Genomic DNA, 21,814 nt, shown 5'->3' on the forward strand with positions numbered 1-21,814 from the left:
CGGTCCCCGGAGTCCCCGTCGTCGGAGCCGCCCGGGCTGCAGGCGGTCAGCCCCAGCGCCGCACTCGCCGCGGCTACGAGCCCGACCGTCCGCCTCCCGCGTTTCCTCAGCCACGCCATTGCCACATCCTCACATGAGGCCGCGACCGCCTTGGTGGCTTCGTAACTGACAGGCGGGTTCTGGCACAGATCTTGGGGAGCGGTCGCGGAGGGTCACCGCGGTGTTCGATTGCGAGGGTTGGTTTCATGTGAGACCGCGCACACCGTGCCGCACGACAAACGAAGATGACGCTCCGTCAGGTCTGTGACGGTCTCCACCGTGGTCCGCTGTGGCCAGTGACGGTACTGGTCATGCAGGCCGACGCATCATTCTGGGACTCTCTCGTGTTCGGCGAGATCGACGACGTGGACGTCGAGGCGGTGACCGCCTGGACGTCGAGGCGGTGACCGCTGCCTGCGGCACGGTCGGCGTGGTGGCGAGAGGCCGGGCGGCCGGGGCGGCCTGTCCTGACTGCGGTCGTTTCTCGGGCCGGGTGCACGACTCCTACCAGCGCAGGCTGAAGGATCTGCCGCTCGGCGGGCAGAGCGTCGTGATCCGGCTGACGGTCCGGCGTTTCATCTGCGCTGCAGGCGACTGCCCGCGCCGTACCTTCGTCGAGCCGTTCGCTCGGCTGACCACCCACCCCGGGGTGGAGGTCATCTGCCGGGACCGGGCGGGCGCCTATGCCGAGGGTGCCCGGCTCGGCGCCCCTGACGCCGTTCAGGTCGCCGACCGGTTCCACCTGTGGCAGGGGCTCGGCCGCGCCGTGGAGACCTGCGTCGCCGCCCACCGTGAGTGTCTGCGCACTCCGACGCCGCCCAAGCCGTCGAACGTTGACACGCCGCAACTGAACGAGGATGACCGCGCCGCCTTGAAGGACGTCCTGGCCCGCCGTCCCGAACTGGACACCGCCGCCGGACATGTCCACGGCTTCGGCGAAATACACACCAGCCGCCTCGGCACCACGAGTTCGCGCCGCAAGCCGGTGCGCGACGGTGCAACGTCCATCTGCGTGAGGACGGCGGCCCAAACGCCCGCTTCGCCCTCCTGTTGCCGTGACTACCTGCACGCCGATGAAGCGGCCCGCCGAACGTGGGGTGCGTTCAAGAAGCGCCTGCCCTCAGCGTGCCGGACCTGCTGGATTATGGGCAGATCAAGCCCCCGGTCACTGAAGTTCTGATGATGGCAGCCGAACGCTGGGCAGCCGAAACCGGCTGGCAGCTAGCTTCCGGCGGCATCGCGAGGTCTCGCCTTGCCTGAGCAGAGTTCAGTGCTACGAACCTGGTGGACATCAACCTTCGGTGACTGAGGTCCCGTCAGGACGCATCTTCATCGAAGCGGCTGAGGAGTCCGTCGAAGATCTGCTCCCGTGCGATCTGTCCCTTGGCTGCCGCGTCGTCTCGCTGGCGTTCGAGGGTGGGCCGGAACTCGATCGTGGTGACGAAGAACGTGCAGGACTCGCAAATCGACTCGAAGTGGCAGTCCATCTCGACGGGGCGAGCGCAGTAGCCGTTGCCGAGCACTCGGCGGTGCATCTCCCTCCGGAGCTTGGCCATCTCCGCCCCTTCGCCCCTTCGGCGTCGGCCGGTAGTTGGCGCGGGGCGTCGTAGAGTGCCTCGACCTTCTCCGAGACGGCGAAGTACTCGTCGGCGACGGTCCGGTCGGCGATCCGTAATGGTGGAGCCGGGTATTGGAACTGCCCGAATGCCTCTGTGATCAGAGCGGGGCGAGGAACATGCGGACCTCGTCACGGGTCTCATCACGCGCTAGGCCGAGGGCTCCGGGCCAGCGACCGATCCCACGCCACCCGAGCGGCGCACCCGACCGCGTCGTCTTCACCGGCTACTGGTGCTCGCGATCGATTAGGCCGGTTGGCCGGGCGGCCGGGCGTACCCAAAAATCCTTTGCGGCGCCGCGGCTAGGGGCCCAGACTGTGCCGGTGCTGATCCGACGCGAAACGCCTGCCGATGTCCCCGCCGTAAGCACCGTCACCGCGGCGGCCTTCGCCAAGCCGGAGACTCCGGTTCCGGTGGAGGTAACCCTCCTCGACGAGCTGCGCACCTGCGACGGCTGGCTGCCGGAACTGTCGCTCGTGGCACTCAGCGACAAGGACGAGGTAGTAGGCCACGTGGTCTGCACCCGGGGCCATGTCAGCACTGCCCCCGCCCTGGGCCTCGGCCCGCTCAGCGTGCACCCCGACCACCAGCGCCGCGGCGTCGGCCTCGCCCTTGTCCACAGCGTGCTCGGCGCAGCGGATGCCCTGGGCGAGCCCCTCGTCGCCCTCCTCGGCAGCCCCGCGTACTACGGCCGCTACGGTTTCCGCACCAGCACGGACTACGGCATCACCGCACCGGACCCCTCGTGGGGCGAGTACTTCCAGGTCCGCACCCTGACCGCCCACGACCCCGCGCTACGGGGCGTCTTCAAGTACGCGGAGCCGTTCGAGCGGGTCTGACATCGGTGCAGGGGTCAGCTTCCAAGTTCCGTCGGGCGATCTCGGCTGCGTAGGCGCCCCAGTCTCCGGCGGCGGCTCGCTGCCATTTGACGGCGACCCACTGACCGGGCCGCAGCCCCACCGTCAACAACGAAGTGTTCATCTACCAATGCCAGTCTGGTGACCCGGATATGCGGTGGAGCGTCCTCGATCGCATTTGAGCGGACCGAGGTCGAGCCTGCGTTCTGACTCAGACGCCAGACGAGACGCGGCGGCCCTGCCACATGGAGGGCCGCCGCAGTCGTACGGGTCAGGGCCGGAAAGCGTCTTCCATCTCAATCAGGGTCGAGCTGACCTTGCCCATGTCCTCGCCGGGCGCTGAGCACAGCGCGGCGGCAGAACCACGACGGCAAGCCGGACGGCGAGGCCTGACCGTGCCCCGGCCGCCCGGGGCGCCACTGGAGAGAACCAGCTGATCACCAGCTACCGCACGGGCCGGGCCCGGTACGGGTTGAAGGGCTTGCTGCCGCCGAAGCTGGAGCAGCTGCGCCGCGCGGTCGGGCTGACCGAGCAGCCGGTCCTCACGATCTGGCTCCCGTTCCTGTACGGCTGGGAGCAGTACCGGCCTGGCGGCTGCCGCTGTGTGTGCCGCCTCTTCCACAACACCCGGGCAGCAGCGTGTGCCTAGCCGCAGCGGAGCCGGGTCTGCTGATCCTGGTGAGACCGATACGGAGTCGGACAGGCCGTTGCCCGTCTGCGCCCCGTGCTACACCGTGCTGGCGAGGGTCTCGGGCTGATTGCGCTGGAGTTCAGCCCGAGCCGTCCACCGGAGCCGGCCGCTCCGCCTACGCGTCAACAGGCAGGCATCCAGTTCTCCACACCCAAGCTGCTGTCCAACACCGGCGGCTACAGCCAGATCGAGTCAAAAAAAGCAGATGAAGGCCCGCGGCATGAAATCGCCTGACCGGGCCGAAGCGGTGCTGCTCGCTCTGTACGAGGCCGAGCCGCTCGTCCAGCCGCGCTGCCGCGGCTTGCTCAACTGATACCGGACGAACTGGCCGATGAGCCGCGAGCAGCGCCACGCCGACCACTGTCAGTAGTAACCACACGACGCTTCCGGCGAGTCGCATCGAGGATACTCGGACTCCTCGGACCTGCGCGGGTGGCCCTCCAACGAGCGGAACGCCTTGTCGAGGCTCTTCAGCTCCTTGGAAGGCGTGATCTTGGGGACACCCAGGATCTTCGCCACTGTCGCGGCGTTACGCTTCGTGCATCCCGGCACGGATTCCGTTTCGATGTGCCAGGTGTCGCCGTCGGCGTAGAAGGCGGGGTTGCCGCCCGTGTCGATCACAGCGATAGGGCCGAAGGTCAGCCTCTTCCCGTGGTCGTGTTCCAGCTCCACGTCGAAGACACCGATCCACGGGCTCTCGCCATCCATGGTGATCTCGTTGCCGGTCGTCAGCGTGAACTGGTCGAAGGCGTTGTTCTCCACGGTGAAAGCCATTTCCGCTTCCTTCGTGAAGGGCACCTTGTGCGAGCGGGTGCCCTTCACTCTGGGCTGGTCGTCGGGGATCGTGAGCTGGTACTTCACCGTGTCCCCGAACTGTCCCCCGATGCCATAGCAGGGCTCGAGGTAGAACGACTGCCGAAACGTCGCCTTGACCTTTGTGATGAGCGCGGGCGCGGTGGCGATGTTCTGCACCGTCACCTTCACATGAGGGCCCCACGCGTTGATCTTCTCGAGAGTGCGGGTCTCCCCCTCGCCGAGGTACTCCTTCATCTCGCCCTTGAGTCCTTCGCCGAGCAGAGCCTCGACCTTCGCGATCTTCAGGTCCGACTTGAGGGTCGGCCCATTCGCCGTGGCGTCAGCGGCTTTCTCCGCGACCTGGTGATCCTGGTACCACGTCCACATCGCCCACGCAGCGGCCCCGAGGAGAACAAAAGGGGCAAGGTAGTAGCCCAGAAGCTCAAACCAGCCGCGCAGATGATCGAGGTTCTCCCGCCGGTGAGCCGTGCGGATCCGGCGAACTAACCGCTGCAACCGACCGGGCTGAGGCGGCACTGGCGTGGGCGTCGGGGCAGGTGAGGGTGCGGGCGCAGGCGTGGGCGCCGGGGGTCCGCCGGCCGAGGGCCCCGGCGGTGCGGGATTGGGCGATCCACCAGACCCAGAAGGTGGCGTGGGCATGCCAGTCAACTCCAGTCAGAAGGACACGACGAAGGAACTACGGGAAGACACCCCTCGCGAGGAAGAGGGGGCAGCACTGTATGGGCACCGCACTGAGTTGCGCCAACCGGCGCATCCAGACCGCTCGAAACCAGGCAAACTCTTGTTTCTTGAGTTCGACCGCCCCAGAACCAGCCCCGGCGCCGACCGCGCGACGCCCACGCAAGCCGACGGCTTCCAGCGCCGATGGCACGCCCTCACCCGCCGCCACACCCACGCCAGCTACCGACCGTGAAAATCGACCACGACACCGCCCGGACGTCGGCGGCGGCAGGCACTGACACGAAAATGACTCGCAGGTAAGGCGGTCAGGCCGTGATGGGTTCGAAGCGGACGGTCAAGCCCAGGCTGTTGGCTTCCTTGAGCATGCGGCGCGTGGCGTTCGGGGTCGCGTCGGTCCGCGAAGCACGGACGCACCGGGCGGCGCGCGGCGCACCGGCAGCGGTGGCGTCGGGCGTTGTCCACACGTGCCGAGGTAGAGGGTGATCCCGTTGCGCTCGGCCAGATCCAGGCACGCGCGCAGTTCGTGCAGCAGCGGATCGGCCACCTCGTCATACTCGGCGAACAGCCGGCGCAGCCGAGCCGCGGCGACCGCGTACTCGGCGCGTGCCCGTCGGTCGCTCACGTCCACCCCGCCGGCGGTCAGGTCGGCGAGCAGCGGGATGGCCGTTGTGGACAGCTGTGCGTAGCGCGCGTTGCGGTCCGCGTGCAGCTGCTCGGCGACGGCCCGCTCGGTGCGGATCCATTCCGGTTCCGCCATGGACGCCGCCGCTCACCACCGCGATGGCGCGCAGCGCCATCGCGGTGGTGAGCACCGGGATCTGACTGCCGAGCACGATCGCGGTCACCACGACCAGGTCAGCCGCGCCATGTCCTTGTCCGACAACGACGAGCTGGATGAAGCTACCCGCCGTGTGCACCGCGAGGAAGGTGCTGTTCGAGCGTATCTGCCTCGGGTTTCATGCCAGAGAGAGGAACAGCTTCTCCAGGCGACTCCGCATCTCCTCACGGTCCTCGCCGGAGCGGCGACCGTCCTCGACGTCAGTGAGGCACTGCTGGAGCCCGGTCGCGATAATGGCGAATCCGGCCCGGTCCAGCGCGCGCGAGGCGGCGGCCAGCTGGGTGACGACCTCCTCGCAGTCCCGGCCCTCCTCGATCATCCGGATCACTCCGGAGATCTGTCCCTGGGCCCGGCGCAACCGGTTGAGGACCGAACGCAGTTCGGCGCCCGCCAGATCAAGTTCCATCATCGCTCCTCATCGAATACCCCCAGGGGTAATATACCGCCCCGGGCTGGGGTACTGACGACGAACAAGGATGACATCTGCTATGACCACACCCAGCTCGTTGGGTACACACGAGGCAAACCCGTCTGCACGAACGACCGTCAGTACGCACCCCGTGCGAGTACGCGAGCGGTCATCTGCCGGGCGCACTGAACATCCCTCTCGACCAGATCCAGCGTGCCCTGCCTGACACACGCCACGCGGCCGAACGCGGGGACATCCTGGTGGTCTGCGCCTCCGGGCCCGCTCCGAGAACGCCTGCCGGCGCCTCGCCGAGAACGGCATCAGCACCGCCACCCTGAACGGCGGCACGGGTGCCTGGACCGCCGATGGTCACGACCTGCATCGCCCCAAGGGCGGCACCCGGGCACCTCGACCCTGGAGCGTCAGGTCCGGTTCACCGCCAGCACCACAATTCTCCTCGGCCTGCTCCTCGGTTTCCTCGTCCACCCCGCCTTCCAGCTCCTGTCCGCGGGCATGGCCGCCGGCCTGGTCTTCTCGGCCGTCACCAACAGCTGCGCCATGGCCGACGTGCTGTCCAAACCCCTCACATTCGCCCTCGCACGGCTGATCTCGACCACACCTTGGCGGCCCTGCATAGCCGTTGACCCTGGCATGCGAACGGGGCGGGCCGGCTCAAGCCCGACCGCCCTGTTCGTGTAGGCACTTGCTGAACGTCCTCTTCGCCGTGAGGCTTCCTCACTCGTGCCTGCCTCGGCTGCCCGGCTGCCTGCACCGGCAGGAGCACGGATCAACGCGGCGACGGTTCAGTCGACTCGTGAACGAACCGGCGACTCCGAAGGAGCCAGAATGATGGCAATCCCCCGCCGTTTATGACCCCCCGCCGTGGGCTCGGCCTCACGGCCCTCGTGTTCACGGACCTGCCCTCGCAGCCGGCCGTGGAACTCGGCGATCAGCCCGTGCTCGCGCCAGCGGCTGAAGTAGGCGGAGACCCGGCCTCAGGCCGGGAAGTCCGCGGGTATCGCCCGCCAGGGGATACCGCCCGCGACCAAGTTCCTTGTTGCCCGCCTGAGCTGTTCCGGTCGGCCGCGCGGGCCCGGGACGCCCAACTGGCCAGGGTGGTCTCGTTGATCCCCGAGTCATTTGCGGCCTCAGCGATCAGCTTGCCGGTCTCTGCCACGATCCGGACAGCCCTCTTCACGGAACTCCGGCTCGACTTCCGTCGCTTCTCGGCGGCTCGCCGGGCTGGCCCTCCCGGAGGGATCGGCCCACCTCACGCCCGACCGGAAGCGCCGCTGGTGAAACGGGCCGAGAGGAACCCGCCTGCCGTGCGGATCAGTGCGCGATGCGGCGCGTGACCTCGGAGCCACGCATCTTTTTGGATACCCCCACGGGTATCTTGTACGCTATGCGGATCCAGTACCCCCCAGGGTATGCGAAAGGAGGATGGTCATGACCGCTGCGCAACCGACACTGCAGATGGAGGACGCCTCCGCCGGCTGCCCGTTCTGCTGCGCCTGACCGGCCGGGCCGCCTGGCACACCCCCGCCCGGCTCCGGTGGATCCTTCCCGACATCCATTTCAGCCACGGATGAACAGCCGGGCAGACAGCCCGAAAACGTCCGCACAGCGACTCTGTCCGACGGGCTGGTGGCAGACAGTGCCAGCCCGCAGTGAGTTCGACGAAACCAAGGAGTAAAAGACCATGTGCCAGCGAGCCGTGTGCCGAAAGTGCCAGAAAATCACCTATCGGGGCTGCGGGATGCACGTCGCCCAAGTACTCGCCGGAGTACCGCAGTCACAGCGCTGCACCTGCACCAAGGAGGCGACGCCCGTTCGCAGCGGCTGGAAGCGCATCTTCGGCCGGAGCTGAGTCAGATCGCACCTATCGCACGGTGATGGGGATCCGAGCGCCCGCGCCTCGGCCGTTGACCACGAGCGGGCGCGCTGACGAGAACGAGGCATCCGGCTGGCGCGCCTACGCATCGCGCACGCTGGGACGCCCCGTTCTTGATCCTCGGCCAGAGGGTGCGCAGTAGCGGCGCGATTCGACTGCCGATCGCCGGGATCCCATTCACCCGACCACTGCGCTGGATCAGTAGCGACTGGACTGAACGCTGTTGCCTCACACACGAGGGGTGGCTGGGGCAGACCTTGATCACGGGCCGACGCCGGCGAGGAGGGCGGCGGCGTGGCGGGCGATGGGCTCGGCGACTGGTTCGACGACGAGGCGGGACAACGACCGCTCCAAGGCCGGGCGGTTGATCCGCAGGTGGACCACCGCGACCAGGGGGGCCGCACATGCGATCACGCGCCGGTCGTCGGCGAGAGCCGGCCGGTGACCGTCCGGTCACGCAGGACGGTCCTGGCCAGCCCCTCGCTGTCCGGGACGAGCGGGGCCAGCGTGCCGAGCGGCCGGCCAAGGAAGCGTGCGTCGACCTGAGACGGGTCGGACGGAGTGCTGCGGCGGTGACGCCGCCGTCCGGAGGGTTCCTCTAGCAGCCCGACCGAGGGGTCGGCCTCCAGTGACTGCCGGGCGAGCGGCGGGTTGCAGGCGCCGAGGTTCAGGTACTGCTCCATGTCGTGGCCGAGCTCCCCTTTGAGCGTGGCCCGTTTGAGCGTGGCCCGCGTGTCGATCTCCCTCAGGACGCCGAAGCCCTGATCGGCCAGCGCTCGGCGGACGGCCGTGAGCGTCTCCTCGAAGGTCCCTGTCAGCTTCACGGTGCGGTCGTACGGCGCTGTGCCCGCCTTCCTGTTCCCGTGATCGCGGCACAGGCGTGCCGCTCCGGCTGTGGCCGGTCACCACATCTCGGAATATACCCCCCGGGGTACAAGTGTTAGGGTGGGCGACATACCCCCGGGGGTAATTTACGTCAGTAAGGAGTATCGGCGTGTTCTTCATCGACACCATCGAGCTGGAGGGTCTGGGCAACCGCACCTACCTCGCCGGAGGGGCGCGCGCGGCGGTGGCCGTGGATCCCCCGCGTGACGTCGACAGCGTGCTTGCGGCGGCCGCTCGGCGTGGCGTGCGGATCTCCCACGTGGTGGAGACCCACATCCACAACGACTACGTCACCGGGGGTCTGGAGCTGGCGCGGATCACCGGTGCCGCGTACCTGGTCCCCGCCGGGGCGCACGTCTCCTTCGCCCGGACCCCGGTCGCGGACGGTGACACCGTCGACATCGACGCGGACCTGACGCTGGAGGCGATGGCGACTCCGGGGCACACGCCGCACCACACGTCCTACGTGCTGCGCGAGGGGGGCCGTCCGGTGGCCGCGTTCACGGGCGGTTCGCTGCTGATCGGCACGGTCGGCCGCCCGGACCTGGTCGAGCCCCGGCTCACCGAGCAGCTGGCCCGCGCCCAGTACGCCTCGGCCCACCGTCTCGCGGACGGCCTGCCGGAGGAGACCGCGGTGTTGCCCACGCACGGCTTCGGCAGCTTCTGCGCCTCCGCCCAGGCGGACGGCGACTCCACCACGATCGGCAAGGAGAAGGCCGCCAACACGGCCCTGACCGTGGACGTGGACACCTTCGTCGCCGACCTGCTGGCCGGGCTGGAGGACGTGCCCTCGTACTACGTGCACATGGGCCCGGCCAATGCCGCCGGCCCTGCACCGGTCGACCTCACACCGCCCGCGGTCGCGGACGCCGGGGAGATCGCCGCACGGCTCGCGGCGGGCGAGTGGGTGGTGGACCTGCGCAACCGGGTCGCCTTCGCGCAGGGGCACGTGGCCGGTTCGTTCAACTTCGAGGCCGAAGGCAAGATCGCCACCTACCTGGCCTGGATGATCCCGTGGGGCAAGCCCGTCACCCTGCTCGCCGGGTCCGCCGAGCAACTCGCCGTCGCCCAGCGGGAACTGGTCCGGGTCGGCGTCGACCGCCCCGCAGCCGCCGCCATCGGCGGCCCTGCCGACTGGCTGCCCGCAGGCGAACACCCGGTCTCGTTCGCGCGCTCGACCTTCGCCGGCCTTGCCGCGGAGGACGCGGACCGGATCGTCGTACTGGACGTGCGCCGCCACTCCGAACGCGCGAGCGGCTGGATCGAGGGTTCCGTGCACATCCCGATCCATGAGCTGCACCGCCGCCTGTCCGAGGTGCCCGACGGCACGGTCTGGGTCCACTGCGCCGGAGGCATGCGCGCCGGAATCGCCGCCTCGCTGTTCGACGCGGCGGGCCGGGACGTGGTCGCCGTCGACGACGGTTTCGACGCCGCCGCGGACGCGGGCCTGACTGTTCTCACCTGAACCACCTGTCCCATCCGACCAGAAAGGTCACGAACCAGATGATCCCGTTCCGGAAGGACGAACAGCGCCTCTCGGTCGACGAGGCGCGTAGCCGCACCGGTGGCGACCAGCCCGACGCCGTACTGCTGGATGTCCGGGAGAAGCCCGAGTGGAAGGCCGGTCACGTGCCGGGCGCGGTGCACGCGCCGCTTGCCGGCCTGGCCGCGGGTGATGCGCTGCCGCAGGCGGCGCAGTGCCGCCCGCTGGTGGTGATCTGCCGCAGCGGGCACCGCTCCCAGCAGGCAGTGGAACTCCTCGCTGAACAGGGTGCGGACGCCGTGGACGTGAAGGGCGGCATGCACGCATGGGCCGCCGCCGGACACCCGGTCGTCGACGAACGCGGGAACAGCGGCTCGATAGCGTGAGCGCACTGATCCTGGCCCTCGTCGCCGGAGCCGTCGTCGGCCTGGCGCTGGGCGCCCTCGGTGGCGGGGGCAGTGTCCTCGCCGTCCCGGCATTGATCTACCTGCTCGGCTTCACCCCCGCGGCGGCGACCACGGCGAGCCTGATCATCGTCACCGCCACATCCGCCACCGCCCTCTCCGTCCACGCGCGGGACGGAAACGTGGCGTGGCGGACGGGAACGCTGTTTGCCGCCGCGGGCATCGTGCCGGCGTTCCTCGCCGGATCCACCGCCGGACACCTCCCCGAAGCAGCACTCACCACGGCGTTCGCGGTCGTCGCCGCCCTCGCGGCCCTGCGGATGCTGCGCCCCTCCGGCGCCGAGCCGCCGGACCGCATCCGTCCCGTCCACGCGGTCGGAGCGGGAGCAGGGCTCGGCGCGGTCACCGGATTCCTAGGCGTGGGCGGCGGATTCCTCGCCGTCCCGGCCCTGGTGGGTGTGCTGGGTCTGCGGATGCGGCAGGCGGTGGCTACCAGCCTGCTCGTCATCACTGTGAACTCGCTGGCCGCACTGGCTGCCCGTACGGGAACCGGCGACGACCTCCGTTGGGAGCTGATCGGGCCCTTCGCCGGAGCCGCGATACTGGGGGCCTGGGACGGCAAGCGGCTCGCGGCGAAGGTCTCCGGAGGGGCGTTGCAGAGGATCTTCGCGGGCGTGCTCCTGGTGGTGGCGACCTTCATGCTCGCCGATGTGGTCTTCTGATCATGACGGCTGCCACGGGGCAGGCCGGGCGAGAAACAGCTTTCCCGGGCGGCCCCGCATCCCGTCCCTGCCCTCGCTGGAGCGGGGGCTGCCCTGGATGTCAGTGAGGCACTGCCGGAGGCCGGTCGCGATGATGGCGAATCCATAGCCCGGTCGCGCTGATGGCGAATCCATAGCCCGGTCGCGCTGATGGCGAATCCACCGCCACGACCACGTCATCGACACCCGCAAGGCCCTCGCCGAAGAGGCCGCCAAGGGCGCCGACATCCCGCTGCTGCAGGCCCAGGCGTTACGTGGCCCGGACCGCGGGACGGCCGTCCCCCGGCAGGACACCCGTCCCGTTGCAGGCGGACAGCCGGCCGGTACCCACAGCCGTCGTCTGCGCCGACGGCTCGGCGGTCCTGTTGCAATTCCCGTTCCACAAGCACACCTACGAGCTTCCCTCCGGGACCGTCGACGGCACCGCCGGGGTCGCCGAGCGGCAGGCCGCCCGAGCCTCAAGGTCCTGCCGTCGGCGTCGATGACGGAGATCCCGGAGGTCATCGGCGTCGGGGGGCGTGGGGGCGGACCCGCCTCTGGTCGACCTCTCGCTCACCATCCGCGAAAAGCGAATACGCCGGTCTGCGCCTTGCCGTCGTCCACCCCGAGACGGGGGATGTCGACGCCGTGGTCCTCGCCTTCGACGAGCACGACACCTTCACCACCACCAATACCCCGCGGGGTATCATCCCCTCTCGAAGATACCCCCCGGGGTATTACCTTTAAGGAGGAATCATGTCCACAACCACCACCGATGCACCCGGCCGTAGCGCCGAGGACCCCTCACCGCCGGGCTCGCTGGGCCCGCTGGGGCGGCTCGGCGACTGGACCGCCGGGCACTTCAAGCAGGTGTTGATCGGCTGGCTGGTCGTCGTCGCCGTCCTGGGCGCCTTCGCCCCACAGGTGACCTCGGTGCTGTCCGGAGCCGGCTGGCAGAGCAACGGCTCGGAATCGGTGAAGGTCCGTGAGCTGGCTCAGGAGCACTTCGGCGGCAACGCCTCCTCCGCGATCCAGGTGGTCGTCTCCTCCAAGAGCCACCAGGTCAGCGATCCGGCCGGACAGCATGTGATCGCCGAGATCACCAAGGAGCTGAAGGCCGACGACCGGATCAGCGAGGTCGTGGCGCCCCAGGCCGGCATGACCATCAGCCCCGACGGCCGGACCGCCATCGTCCTGGGCGGCGCCGCCGCGAACACCGACGACATGGTGCGGGCCGCGGAGGACCTCAAGGATCCGCTGCGGGAGCTGTCCACCGACGACGTGATCGTGCGGGCCACAGGCGCCTCGGTGATGTGGAGCGACTTCAACACCGCCAATCTGGAGTCGATGATCAAGGCGGAGATCATCTCCTGGCCGGTCACCCTCGTCGTGCTCGTCGTGGCGTTCGGCTCGCTGGTCGCCGCCGGGCTGCCACTGCTGCTCACGATGGCGGGTTTGGCCGCCTCGGTCGGCTCCCTCGTCGTCCTCAGTCACGTCACGCCGATCTCCATCTGGGCGATGGACTTCGCCCTGATGTTCGCGCTCGCGCTGGGCATCGACTACGCCCTGTTCCTGGTGATTCGCTATCGCGCCGCCCTGGCGAGGAGCGGCGAGCGGCGGCGGGCCGTGGTGGAGACCATGGACACTGCGGGCAAGGCGGTCCTGCTGTCGGGGCTGACCGTGCTTGTCAGCCTGTCCGCCGTGACACTGGTTCCCGCGCCTGCCGTGCGGACCATGGCGGTCGGCATCATGCTCTCCGTTGTCTTCGTCCTGGCCGCCACCCTCACGTTGCTCCCGGCCGTGCTGGGCAAGCTCGGCCCGAACGTTAACAAGTGGGCACTGCCCCGCACCCGCACCGACAAGACCGAATCGCCACTGTTCGGCGCGTGGGGCGAACGCCTGTGGCGGCAGCCGCTGCGCTTCGGCGCCCTAGCGCTGGCCGTGCTCGTCGCGCTGGCCGTGCCGGTGTTCGGACTGAAGACGGCGATGCCGTCCATCAAGGTCGTGCCCGAGGGTGACAGTTCGCGCCAGGGCTACGCCCTGGTGCAGGAGAACTTCGGCGACGGTGCGCCGGGCATGCTGCAGATCGCGGTTCCGGCCGCACAGTCCGCCGCCACGGTCCAGGCGCTCAATTCCAGCGCGGGTATGGCGGGCGTCATGCCCGCGCAGCAGGCGGCCGACGGGTCCGGCTGGACCCTGATCCAGGCCATGCCGTCCGTCGACCCGTCGGATCCCGCGCTGGCGAAGACAGTGGACACGCTGCGCGCGGAACTGCCCGACGACGCGCTGGTCGGCGGCGCGGCCGTGGAGAACCTCGACCTGAAGCAGGCGTTGGACGACAAGGCACCACTGGTCATCGGGGTCATCCTGGTCCTCGGCTTCGTCCTGCTACTGGTCGCACTGCAGGCTCCGCTGGTCGCCGCCATGGGCGTGCTGACGAACCTGCTGGCCACCGCCGCCGCCTTCGGCGTCGCCAAGCTGATCTTCCAGGACGGACGCCTCTCGGACCTGCTCGGTTTCGAGCCACAAGGCTTCCTTGATGGGTGGGGGCCGGTCTTCTTCTTCGCGATGATCTTCGCCATCGCCATGGACTACACCGTGTTCCTGCTCTCCTCCGCCAAGGAGCACTACGAGCAAACGGGAGACCCCAAGAAGGCGGTCGTCGGAGCCCTCTCCCAGTCCGGCCGGGTTGTCTTCGCGGCGGCCGCCGTGATGGTCGCCGTGTTCTTCACCTTCGCGCTGGCCGATCCGCTGCCGCCCAAGGAGATGGGCATCGTGCTCGGCGTCGCCGTCCTGCTCGACGCCTTCCTCATCCGGCTGGTCCTCCTGCCGGTCCTGCTGCGCCTGACCGGCCGGGCCGCCTGGTGGTCCCCGGCCTGGCTACGCCGGGTCCTGCCCGAGGTCCGCTTCTCGCACGACTGAGCCGCGCCAACGCCTCATTACCCCTGGGGTACACAGTGACAGGATTCCTATATACCCCAGGGGTAATTGCCTTTAAGGAATGCCCAGATGTTCTTCATCGAGGCCATCGAAAGGACGCGCCGTGGCCCTCATCACGGGGACGCCGGGCCGACCTCAGGGAGGGCGGCATCGACCAACGACTCTGCGATGGATCGCGCGCACGCGGCGGTGTGGCTGCTGTTGAGTGCAGTGGCCCGTGCGGCCGCGCCGTCGAAGAGCAGTGCCAGTTGTTCACCGAGGGTTTCCGGGTCGGCGACGCCGGCCTGCCGTGCTATGTCCGTGAGGCGGCGGGCGAACTCCCTTTTGTACACCGCGGCCAGCTGATGGGCGGAATGGCCGGGGTCGGGCACCTCGACGCTGACGTTCAGGAACGGGCAACCCCGCAGCGGAGCGGTGGTTTCCGACGGCTTCCAGTCGAAGACGGCGAGGAGTTGCTCACGCGGGCTCGGTGTCGGTAGGGCCGGCGACGGGGGGACGGGGAGGAGATCGTCCACCAGGGACTGAAGGTATGCCCCGACGAGCTCGTCCTTGCTGGGGAAGTGCGTGTAGAGAGTCCGTCTCGATACTTCGGCGACGGTCGACAGCTGAGCCATCCCGGTCGCGTTGATTCCCTGCGCAATGAACAGCTCGGTCGCCGCTTTGAGGATCCGCTCCCGGGCGCCACGCCCACGACGCCGACGTACGGGGTGAGATTCGGTCATAGCCTTGAGGATACCGATCGTTTTACATAGGCCCGTGGGCCAGCTACGGTAGAGCCCTAAGTAGACCGATCGCCTTACTTAGCCGCGCCCGGCATCGCGCCCTACGCGGATCGGTGGTTCGTCGGTGCCGCATCCGTCCATGGCCCGATCGGCGCCCCTCTGATCGCCCCGCCGGGCCATCGTCCTGACCCGCGCCTGACCCGCCACCACCGACCGCGATCATCGATGCGAAACCAGCACCAAGGAGACCTGATGCGATACACGACCTTCGGACGACGGACTGGACTGCGCGTTTCCGAGTACGCACTCGGCACGGGGAACTTCGGCACCGGCTGGGGTGCCGGTGCGGAGCCGGACGAGTCGCGCCGGATGTTCGACAGGTTCGCCGAGGCCGGCGGAACGTTTATCGATACCGCGGACGGCTACCAGTTCGGCGAGTCGGAAGAGTTGGTGGGGAAGTTCGTCGCCGCTGACCGGGATCACTTCGTCCTGGCCACCAAGTTCACCAACGGGGCCACCCCGCAGCCCGGCATCTCCAGGACGGGCAACAGCCGCAAGAACATGGTCGCTTCGCTGGAGGCGAGCCTGAAGCGCCTGGGCACCGACTACATCGACCTGTACTGGGTCCACTTCCCCGACGACCTCACGCCCATGGAGGAGATCCTGCGCGGACTGGACGACCTGGTCACGTCCGGCAAGATCCTTCACGCCGCCCTGTCCAACTTCCCCGCATGGCGTGTCTCCCGCGCTGCCACCCTCGCGGACCTGAAGAACTGGGCACCGGTCACAGGCATCCAGATCGAGTACAGCCTCGTCGAGAGGACCGCCGACCGCGAGCTGCTGCCGATGGCCGAGAGCCTGGGACTCGGCGCCGCTCTCTGGTCCCCGCTCGGCGGCGGACTGCTCACCGGCAAGTACCGCCGCAGCGCCGAGGGACGGCTGAGCGATCTCAAGACACTCGTGCACACCGAGAGCACCGACCAGAAGGCCGCTGTCGTCGACACCGTCCTGGCCATCGCCGAGGAGACCGGCGCGACGCCCGCCCAGGTGTCGGTGGCCTGGCTGCGTGAGCGTGCAGCCCAGGCGTCGACCTCGTTCGTGCCGATCATCGGTCCGCGCAACCTCACCCAGCTCGACGACTACCTGGGCGCTCTGGACGTCCAACTCGCCCCGAAGCATTTCGCACGCCTGTCCGACGTCAGCGCAATCCCCCTCGGGGTGCCCCACGAGGCGACCGCCGGCGTCCGCGACGCCGTCCAGGGCGGTGACTCCTCGCTCGTCACCCAGCCCGCCGTGCCCGCGGCCTGAGCCGCGGATCCTGCCGCTGGCGGCCCCATGCCGTCGTCGCCGCGTTCCGTCCCGCATCGTGCGCACGGTCCGGGGTGGTGCCGTCTGCCTGACCGCGGCACGTCCCGCCCAGCCGTCGCAGCCCTCATCGTGTCGAGCGATTCCCTCAAGGAGCCGATGGTGCGTTGGCAGACGGCCATCTCGCCCACCGGTTCGGCGGTCCGACGCCGAACCGACCACCTGCACCGTAGGGCCTGGGTTTGCTGCGAGAGCCCCGCGGCCGACGCATCGCGTCGGCGACCGTGACACTGGCCTTTGTCCGTGACTCACCAGGCGGAGAAGACAGACCACGATGCCGCATTCCCGATCAGTGTCGGTGGCACCCCTGACCGCACGACCGCAGTGAGAGAGGAGCCATGAAAGGGCGTGACGGCTCGGGCGAGCGGGGCGAGGGCAGTAAGAGCCGCCAGGTGGACACGGTGACAACGCGCGTCTTCGACCTGCTGGGCAAGCGCTGGAGCGGTCCGCTCATCGCCGTGCTCCTCGCCGGTCCCGCGCACTTCACCGAGTTGCACCGTGCTGTCCCCGGCATCAGCGAGCGAATGCTCTCCGACCGGCTGGCCCGCCTGGCGGCGGCGGGTCTCGTCGTGCGCGAGGTGAGCGATGGGCCGCCACTGCGGGTGCGGTACCGCTTGACGCAGGCCGGAGTGGCGATCCGCCCAGCCCTGGAAGAGCTCCGAAACTGGGCAGTGGCCCACCTCGGCGACCCTGCTGGGGGCGATCCGCCCTGACCCGGGCGGACGACGCTGTCGCTGGCGGTGCGGTTTGCCGTGTCCCACCGGTCCGTGTGCGGGGAAACGTGTGCGGGGAGTTGATTCCCGCACGGCTGTTCGTCGTTGTCGTGCGCCCCGTGGCTGTCAGCCGGTCATCCGGTTGAGCTTGCGGACGCTCTTGTCGAAGGTCCGAGCGGGGACGATCCGGCGCAGCACCTTCTGCGGCGCCCTGTCGCCCAACCCGCTGAGCACCACCGCGCATACCGTTCCGCTATCGCGGCGAGGAACCGCTCGGAGATCGGCGCCGCGCCGCGAACCGGGAACTAGCACCGCCGTCACGACCGGCGACTTCGGCGTTGACCCATGCACGATTTCAGCTGACGCAGGAACAACGGACAGGCCCTCCACAGTCGCGAGGCGATCCGTTCAGCACCGCGTGGGCCGCCGACGTGCTCACCGAAACGCTCGCGGCCGCCGAACGGCCCGCCCGCGGAGTCGTCGTGCGCCTCGGTGGCGCCGGCTCCACGCCTGAGTCGCTGCGGCAGCAGGCAGCGGCCGACGAACGGGACACCCTGGACGGCGAGTGCGCGGCTACCGTGCCGCTTCGTCCTCGACGTCTCGGACCAGGTCGATCGCCCGCCCCAGAGTGGCGAGTCGGGCGTCGAGGGTCTCGCCCGCGGGATAGAAGCGCACGGTGTCGACACCGGCATCGCGCCACACACGCAGCCGATCGCGCACCATGTCCTCGGTTCCGATCAGCGTTGTCGCCAGCACCATCTCGTCGGTGACCAGGCCTGCGGCGCCGTCCCGGTCCCCAGCCTGCCAACGTGTCCGGACCTCGGCCGCCACCTCCGCCCAACCCTGGCGGCTGTAGGCGTTGTTGTAGAAGTTCGTGGTCGCGGAGCCCATGCCGCCGAGGCTGAAGGCCAACTCCTTCTTGCGTCCGGCCACCATCGTGCGCAGCGCGTCCTCGTCCTCGGCGAAGGCGACCTCGGCGCCCTGGCAGATGTCGAGGTCGGAGCGGGCGCGACCGGCGGCGGCGAGGCCTTGGTACAGATGGTCGAAGTACGCCTCTTGGGCGCCCTCGGGCACGAAACTGGTGCCCAGCCACCCGTCGGCGATCTCACCGGTCAGGTGCAGCATCTTCGGCGAGAGGGTTGCCAGGTAGACGGGGATGTCGTATTCGGCGCGCATCGACAGGCGCATGGGCTTCGCCTCCCCGCCCGGCAGGGGGATCTGGAACTCCCGCCCGGAATGGGAGACCTTGTCGCCCGAGGCTGCCTGCCGCACGATCTCGACGGTCTCGCGCATCCGGGACAATGGACGGTCAAAGGGCACACCGTGCAGCCCTTCGATCACCTGCGGCCCGGAGGGGCCCAGCCCGAGAAGGAAGCGACCCTGGGAGATCTGCGACAGCGTGATCGCGGCGCGAGCGATGGCCATCGGTGTGCGGGTGCCGAGCTGGATGATTCCGGAGCCGAGCAGCATGCGCTCGGTCTTCGCAGCGAGGTAGCCCAACGGCGAGGGCGCCTCGGAGCCCCACGCCTCCGCCACCCAGCAGATGTCCAGACCCAGCTTCTCCGCCTCGGTGACATAGTCGACGATCTCCCGCCAGTCGCCCCCGGAGGCTTCGATCGTGGTGGAGGTACGCATCAGAGACTCACCTCGCCCGAGGTCTCGGCACTCTCGGCCCCCTCGGCCCTCTTCTTGATCTCTTCCAGGGTTGCGGCCATGTTGGCCTCGAACTCCCGCATGCGTACGAAGACGATCTTCTGCTCCTTGTCCGGCATGCGATCGATGGCGAAGGAGAGGCCCGAGCGGGCCGGCCCCATCTGCATCCATTCCCGCAGCAGCGTGCCACCGTCCTGCGGCTCCAACGTGAACCGCCAGATGGCTGTGGGGTGTTCAGGATCCTCGACCGCCCAGGCGAGCATCCTCGGCGGCTCGTACTCCACGATGTGGGACGTGGTGGCCCACTCCCCCAACGCCTCATGCTTGCTCCGGCCGATGAACCGGGCTCCCAGAGCAGGGCCGCTCCTGCCGTCCAGCCATTCCACCGACTGCAGCTCGGAGCTCATACGCGGCATCAGCTCGATGTCGGACACCAGCGTCCACACTTGTCCCGGCGGGGCGGCGATCCAGGTGTGGACCTCAACCGTCGGCTTGTCCGCATAGCGCGCGCCCGTCCACTCCATGATCCCGCGGCCTCCTTGCCCGTCCGAGAACCCTCTTGCCACAACCTGACCAGTAAAGTTGCGTAGATAGACTCACTTGTCAAGGGCAGACACAGGCCCGACAGAGTCACTGAGTCAGCCCGCGAAACGCTCCCGCACATCCGGCCGCTCGGCCAGATGCGGCGGATAGCCGGGGCCTATCCGGGGGCGGGTGTTGTCCGCTGTCATCGGCTCGCCACAGGCGGCGCACACCACCTCGGCATGGGTCTCCTGCCCGCACACCTCGTGATGCATGGCCACCGGCGGGCCCGCTTCACCGGCCAGCCATCGGTCCCCCCACCGGTTCATCACCAGCAGCACGCCGTAGAAGTCACGTCCCTTTTCGGTGAGCACGTAGTCGTACCGCACAGGCTCCGTCTGGTACGGCCGCTTCTCCAGCAGCCCCTCCTCCACCAGCCGGCGCAGCCGGTCCGTCAGTGTGTTGCGGGCGATCCCCAGCGACTCCTGGAACGCGTCGAACCGCCGAATCCCGTAGAACGCCTCACGCAGCACCAACGGCGTCCACCAGTCCCCGAGCAGATCCATGGTCCGCGCGATCGAGCAGGGCCACTGCGCAAAGGATGTCCGCCTCATGACAGCCAGCATAGGTTCGTCCAGTCATGAGACCCAGCAGGTGCAGCGAGAGCGGCCGGTGCCCGCGAGGTCTTGTGTGCAGTCAATAACGAAGTTATGTTGCCGCCATGAAACGTGACTTGCTGGGCAGAAGGCTCGTTGTCACCGGAGCGGCGCGCGGCATCGGCGAGAAGGTGGCCCGCCTGGCCGTGGACCGAGGCGCCCGTGTGACCTTGATCGGCCTGGAGCCAGACCGCTTGCGTGACCTCGCCGACGATCTGGGCCCCGCCGCTTCCTGGCGTGAGGCCGATGTGCGCGACAGTACCGCTCTACGGTCGGCGATCGATGAGGCCGCGGATGTCATGGGCGGCATCGACCGCGTCGTCGCCAATGCCGGCGTGGTGGCGTACGGGACGGTGCGGCAGACGGACGAGGCGTCGTTCGAGCGGGTCCTGGACATCAATCTGAACGGCGTCTTCCGCACCCTCAAATACGCGACACCCCATCTGGAGCGCAGCCAGGGCCACGTGCTGGTCGTGGCGTCCGCGCTGTCCTTCATGCCGCTGGCGGCGATGGCCTCGTACGGAGCGAGCAAGGCCGCGGCCGAACTGCTCGCCCTGACCTACCGCCAGGAGGTGGCGCACCTCGGGGTCACGGTCGGCCTGGTGCACCCCTCCTGGATCGATACGGACCTCGTCCGGGGCGCCGAGGTGGACCTCCCCTCGTTCCGGGGCCTGCGTCGGCGGCTCCCCTATCCGGGCAACGTCACCACGAGCGCCGACCGGGCGGCTGCCGCGATGGTCCACGGGCTCGTGCGCCGCCGCAGCCGCGTGTACGTCCCACGCGCAGTCGTCGTGGCCAACTGGGCGAAGGCGGCGCTGAACTCGCCGCTGGCCTGGCCCTGGGCGAGGCGCTTCGCGGCCCGGGCGGTCCCGTCCCTCGAACGGGAGGTCGCGGCGCTGGGGAGGCATGACCAGCTCACGCCCGGCACCGATACCCCCGGTGCGGACACCAGGTCGCCCTAGCCGCGCACGGGTAGCCCCCCACGGGGCAGCGCCCTACCACCCGACTTTCACCGCCCATAAACGATCGAGTCGTAAAGGCGCGCGCCCGTCTCGTGCGAGGCCTCGGCGCGTTCCCGCTCATCGCCCAACCCGACAGAGAAGTTCACGCCCATCGGCTGCATCACCTGGACCACCGCGTCCTCGAACTCGACGAAGTGCTCGGCCAATTCGAGGGTGATGTAACCGTGGACCAGACTCCACAACTGAGCGGCTATGACCTCGGGTTCCTGCTGCTCGACCCTGTTGGAGTCCACGAGCCGTTCGCACGCTGCAATGACATGCGCGTGGGCGCCTCGAAAGGCCGGCGAATGCCCACTCAGACGAAGGTCCGCATCCGACAGCGGCCGGTACGTCGCCCGAGTGGACAGCCCGAACATCAGGTCGTACAGGTGAGGGTTCTCGCGGGCCACTCGACGGCAGGTCAAGGCCATGGCATAGAGATCCGCAATCGGGTCCTCCGTCACCGGCACCTGGGCAAACGCCGCGCCCAGCTCCTTGAACCCATGGTCGGCGACGGCTCGCATCAATTCGGGAATCCCACCGAAGTGGCTGTAGACCACCATCGTCGACAGTCCGCTCGCGGACGCCACCGTACGCGCCTTGATGGCCGACGGCCCCTGCTCGGCCAGCAGACCGATGGCGGCCTGTACAAGCCGCTCCGGAGCGTCATCGAGCCTCGTCCGCCCTGACACGTCTCTCACGCCTCCACGGTTGACACACTTTAAATAACTTGGTTATCTGACTCGTCACGGCAATAGTACACATCACGAGTGACGTGCCGTTTCGGACACAGGCGCGCGTCCCTGGACGCGCCCTCACGCGCTGTCCCAGTTTCCTGGCGCCGGTACCCCTCCACCACGCGCTTTCCACTCCCCCATGAACTCAGCAC

General features: G+C 68.8%; 21 protein-coding genes and 1 pseudogene. 11 read left to right on the top strand and 11 right to left on the bottom strand.

The window, feature by feature from the left end; translation table 11 throughout:
* Positions 1-328 precede the first annotated feature (328 nt).
* Entirely contained in the window at positions 329-1,219 is an 891-nt protein-coding gene (locus ACSMXV_RS00790; protein ID WP_473175754.1) for a transposase family protein, read from the top strand.
* 136 nt (positions 1,220-1,355) lie between these two features.
* Here ACSMXV_RS00790 and ACSMXV_RS00795 read toward each other — a convergent pair whose 3' ends face one another.
* A complete protein-coding gene (locus ACSMXV_RS00795) occupies positions 1,356-1,595 on the bottom strand; it encodes a hypothetical protein (RefSeq protein ID WP_473175755.1) in 240 nt (79 codons plus the stop codon).
* A 383-nt stretch (positions 1,596-1,978) separates the two neighbouring features.
* On the opposite strand from ACSMXV_RS00795, the gene ACSMXV_RS00800 reads away from it, so the two are divergent.
* Together ACSMXV_RS00800 and ACSMXV_RS00805 are read left to right on the top strand one after the other, a co-directional pair.
* A complete protein-coding gene (locus tag ACSMXV_RS00800; protein ID WP_473175756.1) occupies positions 1,979-2,494 on the top strand; it encodes a GNAT family N-acetyltransferase in 516 nt (171 codons plus the stop codon).
* A 499-nt stretch (positions 2,495-2,993) separates the two neighbouring features.
* On the top strand, positions 2,994-3,161 hold the full coding sequence (locus ACSMXV_RS00805; protein ID WP_473175757.1) for a DUF6372 family protein: 168 nt from the start codon (positions 2,994-2,996) through the stop codon (positions 3,159-3,161).
* A gap of 405 nt (positions 3,162-3,566) precedes the next feature.
* On the opposite strand, the gene ACSMXV_RS00810 is transcribed toward ACSMXV_RS00805, so the two are convergent.
* The 3 genes from ACSMXV_RS00810 to ACSMXV_RS00820 all read right to left on the bottom strand — a co-directional run bounded on the left by ACSMXV_RS00810 (position 3,567) and on the right by ACSMXV_RS00820 (position 5,944).
* The gene (locus ACSMXV_RS00810; protein ID WP_473175758.1) at positions 3,567-4,535 is read right to left on the bottom strand and encodes a hypothetical protein; all 969 of its coding nucleotides are present in this window, start codon (positions 4,533-4,535) and stop codon (positions 3,567-3,569) included.
* Positions 4,536-5,034: 499 nt separating this feature from the next.
* Entirely contained in the window at positions 5,035-5,457 is a 423-nt protein-coding gene (locus ACSMXV_RS00815; protein WP_473175759.1) for a hypothetical protein, read from the bottom strand.
* Between the two features lie 199 nt (positions 5,458-5,656).
* The gene (locus tag ACSMXV_RS00820) at positions 5,657-5,944 is read right to left on the bottom strand and encodes a metal-sensitive transcriptional regulator (RefSeq protein WP_473179201.1); all 288 of its coding nucleotides are present in this window, start codon (positions 5,942-5,944) and stop codon (positions 5,657-5,659) included.
* Between the two features lie 82 nt (positions 5,945-6,026).
* Here ACSMXV_RS00820 and ACSMXV_RS00825 point away from each other — a divergent pair.
* Positions 6,027-6,591, top strand: a pseudogene (locus ACSMXV_RS00825) (rhodanese-like domain-containing protein).
* Positions 6,592-8,102: 1,511 nt separating this feature from the next.
* Here the strand turns inward: ACSMXV_RS00825 and ACSMXV_RS00830 are convergent.
* Both ACSMXV_RS00830 and ACSMXV_RS00835 read right to left on the bottom strand, forming a co-directional pair.
* Complete coding sequence (locus tag ACSMXV_RS00830) at positions 8,103-8,255, bottom strand: hypothetical protein (RefSeq protein ID WP_473175760.1); 153 nt, start codon at positions 8,253-8,255, stop codon at positions 8,103-8,105.
* The gene (locus ACSMXV_RS00835; protein WP_473175761.1) at positions 8,252-8,665 is read right to left on the bottom strand and encodes a DUF302 domain-containing protein; all 414 of its coding nucleotides are present in this window, start codon (positions 8,663-8,665) and stop codon (positions 8,252-8,254) included. The genes ACSMXV_RS00830 and ACSMXV_RS00835 overlap by 4 nt, the downstream gene beginning before the upstream one ends.
* 170 nt (positions 8,666-8,835) lie before the next feature.
* Between ACSMXV_RS00835 and ACSMXV_RS00840 the strand changes: the two genes are divergently transcribed.
* From ACSMXV_RS00840 to ACSMXV_RS00855, 4 genes are all read left to right on the top strand, one after another.
* On the top strand, positions 8,836-10,191 hold the full coding sequence (locus tag ACSMXV_RS00840; RefSeq protein WP_473175762.1) for a rhodanese-like domain-containing protein: 1,356 nt from the start codon (positions 8,836-8,838) through the stop codon (positions 10,189-10,191).
* 38 nt (positions 10,192-10,229) lie between these two features.
* Positions 10,230-10,595, top strand: coding sequence for a rhodanese-like domain-containing protein (locus tag ACSMXV_RS00845; protein ID WP_473175763.1), 366 nt, complete (start codon positions 10,230-10,232; stop codon positions 10,593-10,595).
* Entirely contained in the window at positions 10,592-11,335 is a 744-nt protein-coding gene (locus ACSMXV_RS00850) for a sulfite exporter TauE/SafE family protein (protein ID WP_473175764.1), read from the top strand. The genes ACSMXV_RS00845 and ACSMXV_RS00850 overlap by 4 nt, the downstream gene beginning before the upstream one ends.
* 774 nt (positions 11,336-12,109) lie before the next feature.
* Positions 12,110-14,275 (top strand): MMPL family transporter, encoded by a 2,166-nt coding sequence (locus tag ACSMXV_RS00855; RefSeq protein ID WP_473175765.1) that lies wholly within the window; start codon positions 12,110-12,112, stop codon positions 14,273-14,275.
* Positions 14,276-14,406: 131 nt separating this feature from the next.
* Here ACSMXV_RS00855 and ACSMXV_RS00860 read toward each other — a convergent pair whose 3' ends face one another.
* Positions 14,407-15,015 carry a TetR/AcrR family transcriptional regulator gene (locus ACSMXV_RS00860; RefSeq protein WP_473175766.1) on the bottom strand — a complete coding sequence of 203 codons (609 nt, stop codon included), beginning with the start codon at positions 15,013-15,015 and terminating at the stop codon, positions 14,407-14,409.
* A gap of 252 nt (positions 15,016-15,267) precedes the next feature.
* On the opposite strand from ACSMXV_RS00860, the gene ACSMXV_RS00865 reads away from it, so the two are divergent.
* Both ACSMXV_RS00865 and ACSMXV_RS00870 read left to right on the top strand, forming a co-directional pair.
* On the top strand, positions 15,268-16,323 hold the full coding sequence (locus ACSMXV_RS00865; RefSeq protein ID WP_473175767.1) for an aldo/keto reductase: 1,056 nt from the start codon (positions 15,268-15,270) through the stop codon (positions 16,321-16,323).
* Positions 16,324-16,718: 395 nt separating this feature from the next.
* Complete coding sequence (locus tag ACSMXV_RS00870) at positions 16,719-17,093, top strand: winged helix-turn-helix transcriptional regulator (protein ID WP_473175768.1); 375 nt, start codon at positions 16,719-16,721, stop codon at positions 17,091-17,093.
* Between the two features lie 573 nt (positions 17,094-17,666).
* Here ACSMXV_RS00870 and ACSMXV_RS00875 read toward each other — a convergent pair.
* The 3 genes from ACSMXV_RS00875 to ACSMXV_RS00885 all read right to left on the bottom strand — a co-directional run bounded on the left by ACSMXV_RS00875 (position 17,667) and on the right by ACSMXV_RS00885 (position 19,882).
* Positions 17,667-18,728 carry an LLM class flavin-dependent oxidoreductase gene (locus tag ACSMXV_RS00875; RefSeq protein ID WP_473175769.1) on the bottom strand — a complete coding sequence of 354 codons (1,062 nt, stop codon included), beginning with the start codon at positions 18,726-18,728 and terminating at the stop codon, positions 17,667-17,669.
* On the bottom strand, positions 18,728-19,270 hold the full coding sequence (locus tag ACSMXV_RS00880; RefSeq protein WP_473175770.1) for an SRPBCC family protein: 543 nt from the start codon (positions 19,268-19,270) through the stop codon (positions 18,728-18,730). The genes ACSMXV_RS00875 and ACSMXV_RS00880 overlap by 1 nt, the downstream gene beginning before the upstream one ends.
* Positions 19,271-19,384: 114 nt before the next feature.
* Complete coding sequence (locus ACSMXV_RS00885) at positions 19,385-19,882, bottom strand: winged helix-turn-helix transcriptional regulator (protein WP_473175771.1); 498 nt, start codon at positions 19,880-19,882, stop codon at positions 19,385-19,387.
* A 107-nt stretch (positions 19,883-19,989) separates the two neighbouring features.
* On the opposite strand from ACSMXV_RS00885, the gene ACSMXV_RS00890 reads away from it, so the two are divergent.
* A complete protein-coding gene (locus ACSMXV_RS00890; RefSeq protein ID WP_473175772.1) occupies positions 19,990-20,886 on the top strand; it encodes a short-chain dehydrogenase/reductase in 897 nt (298 codons plus the stop codon).
* 47 nt (positions 20,887-20,933) lie between these two features.
* Here ACSMXV_RS00890 and ACSMXV_RS00895 read toward each other — a convergent pair whose 3' ends face one another.
* Complete coding sequence (locus ACSMXV_RS00895) at positions 20,934-21,626, bottom strand: TetR/AcrR family transcriptional regulator (protein ID WP_473175773.1); 693 nt, start codon at positions 21,624-21,626, stop codon at positions 20,934-20,936.
* Positions 21,627-21,814 lie beyond the last annotated feature (188 nt).

Source organism: Streptomyces sp. DSM 42067 (assembly GCF_055792885.1).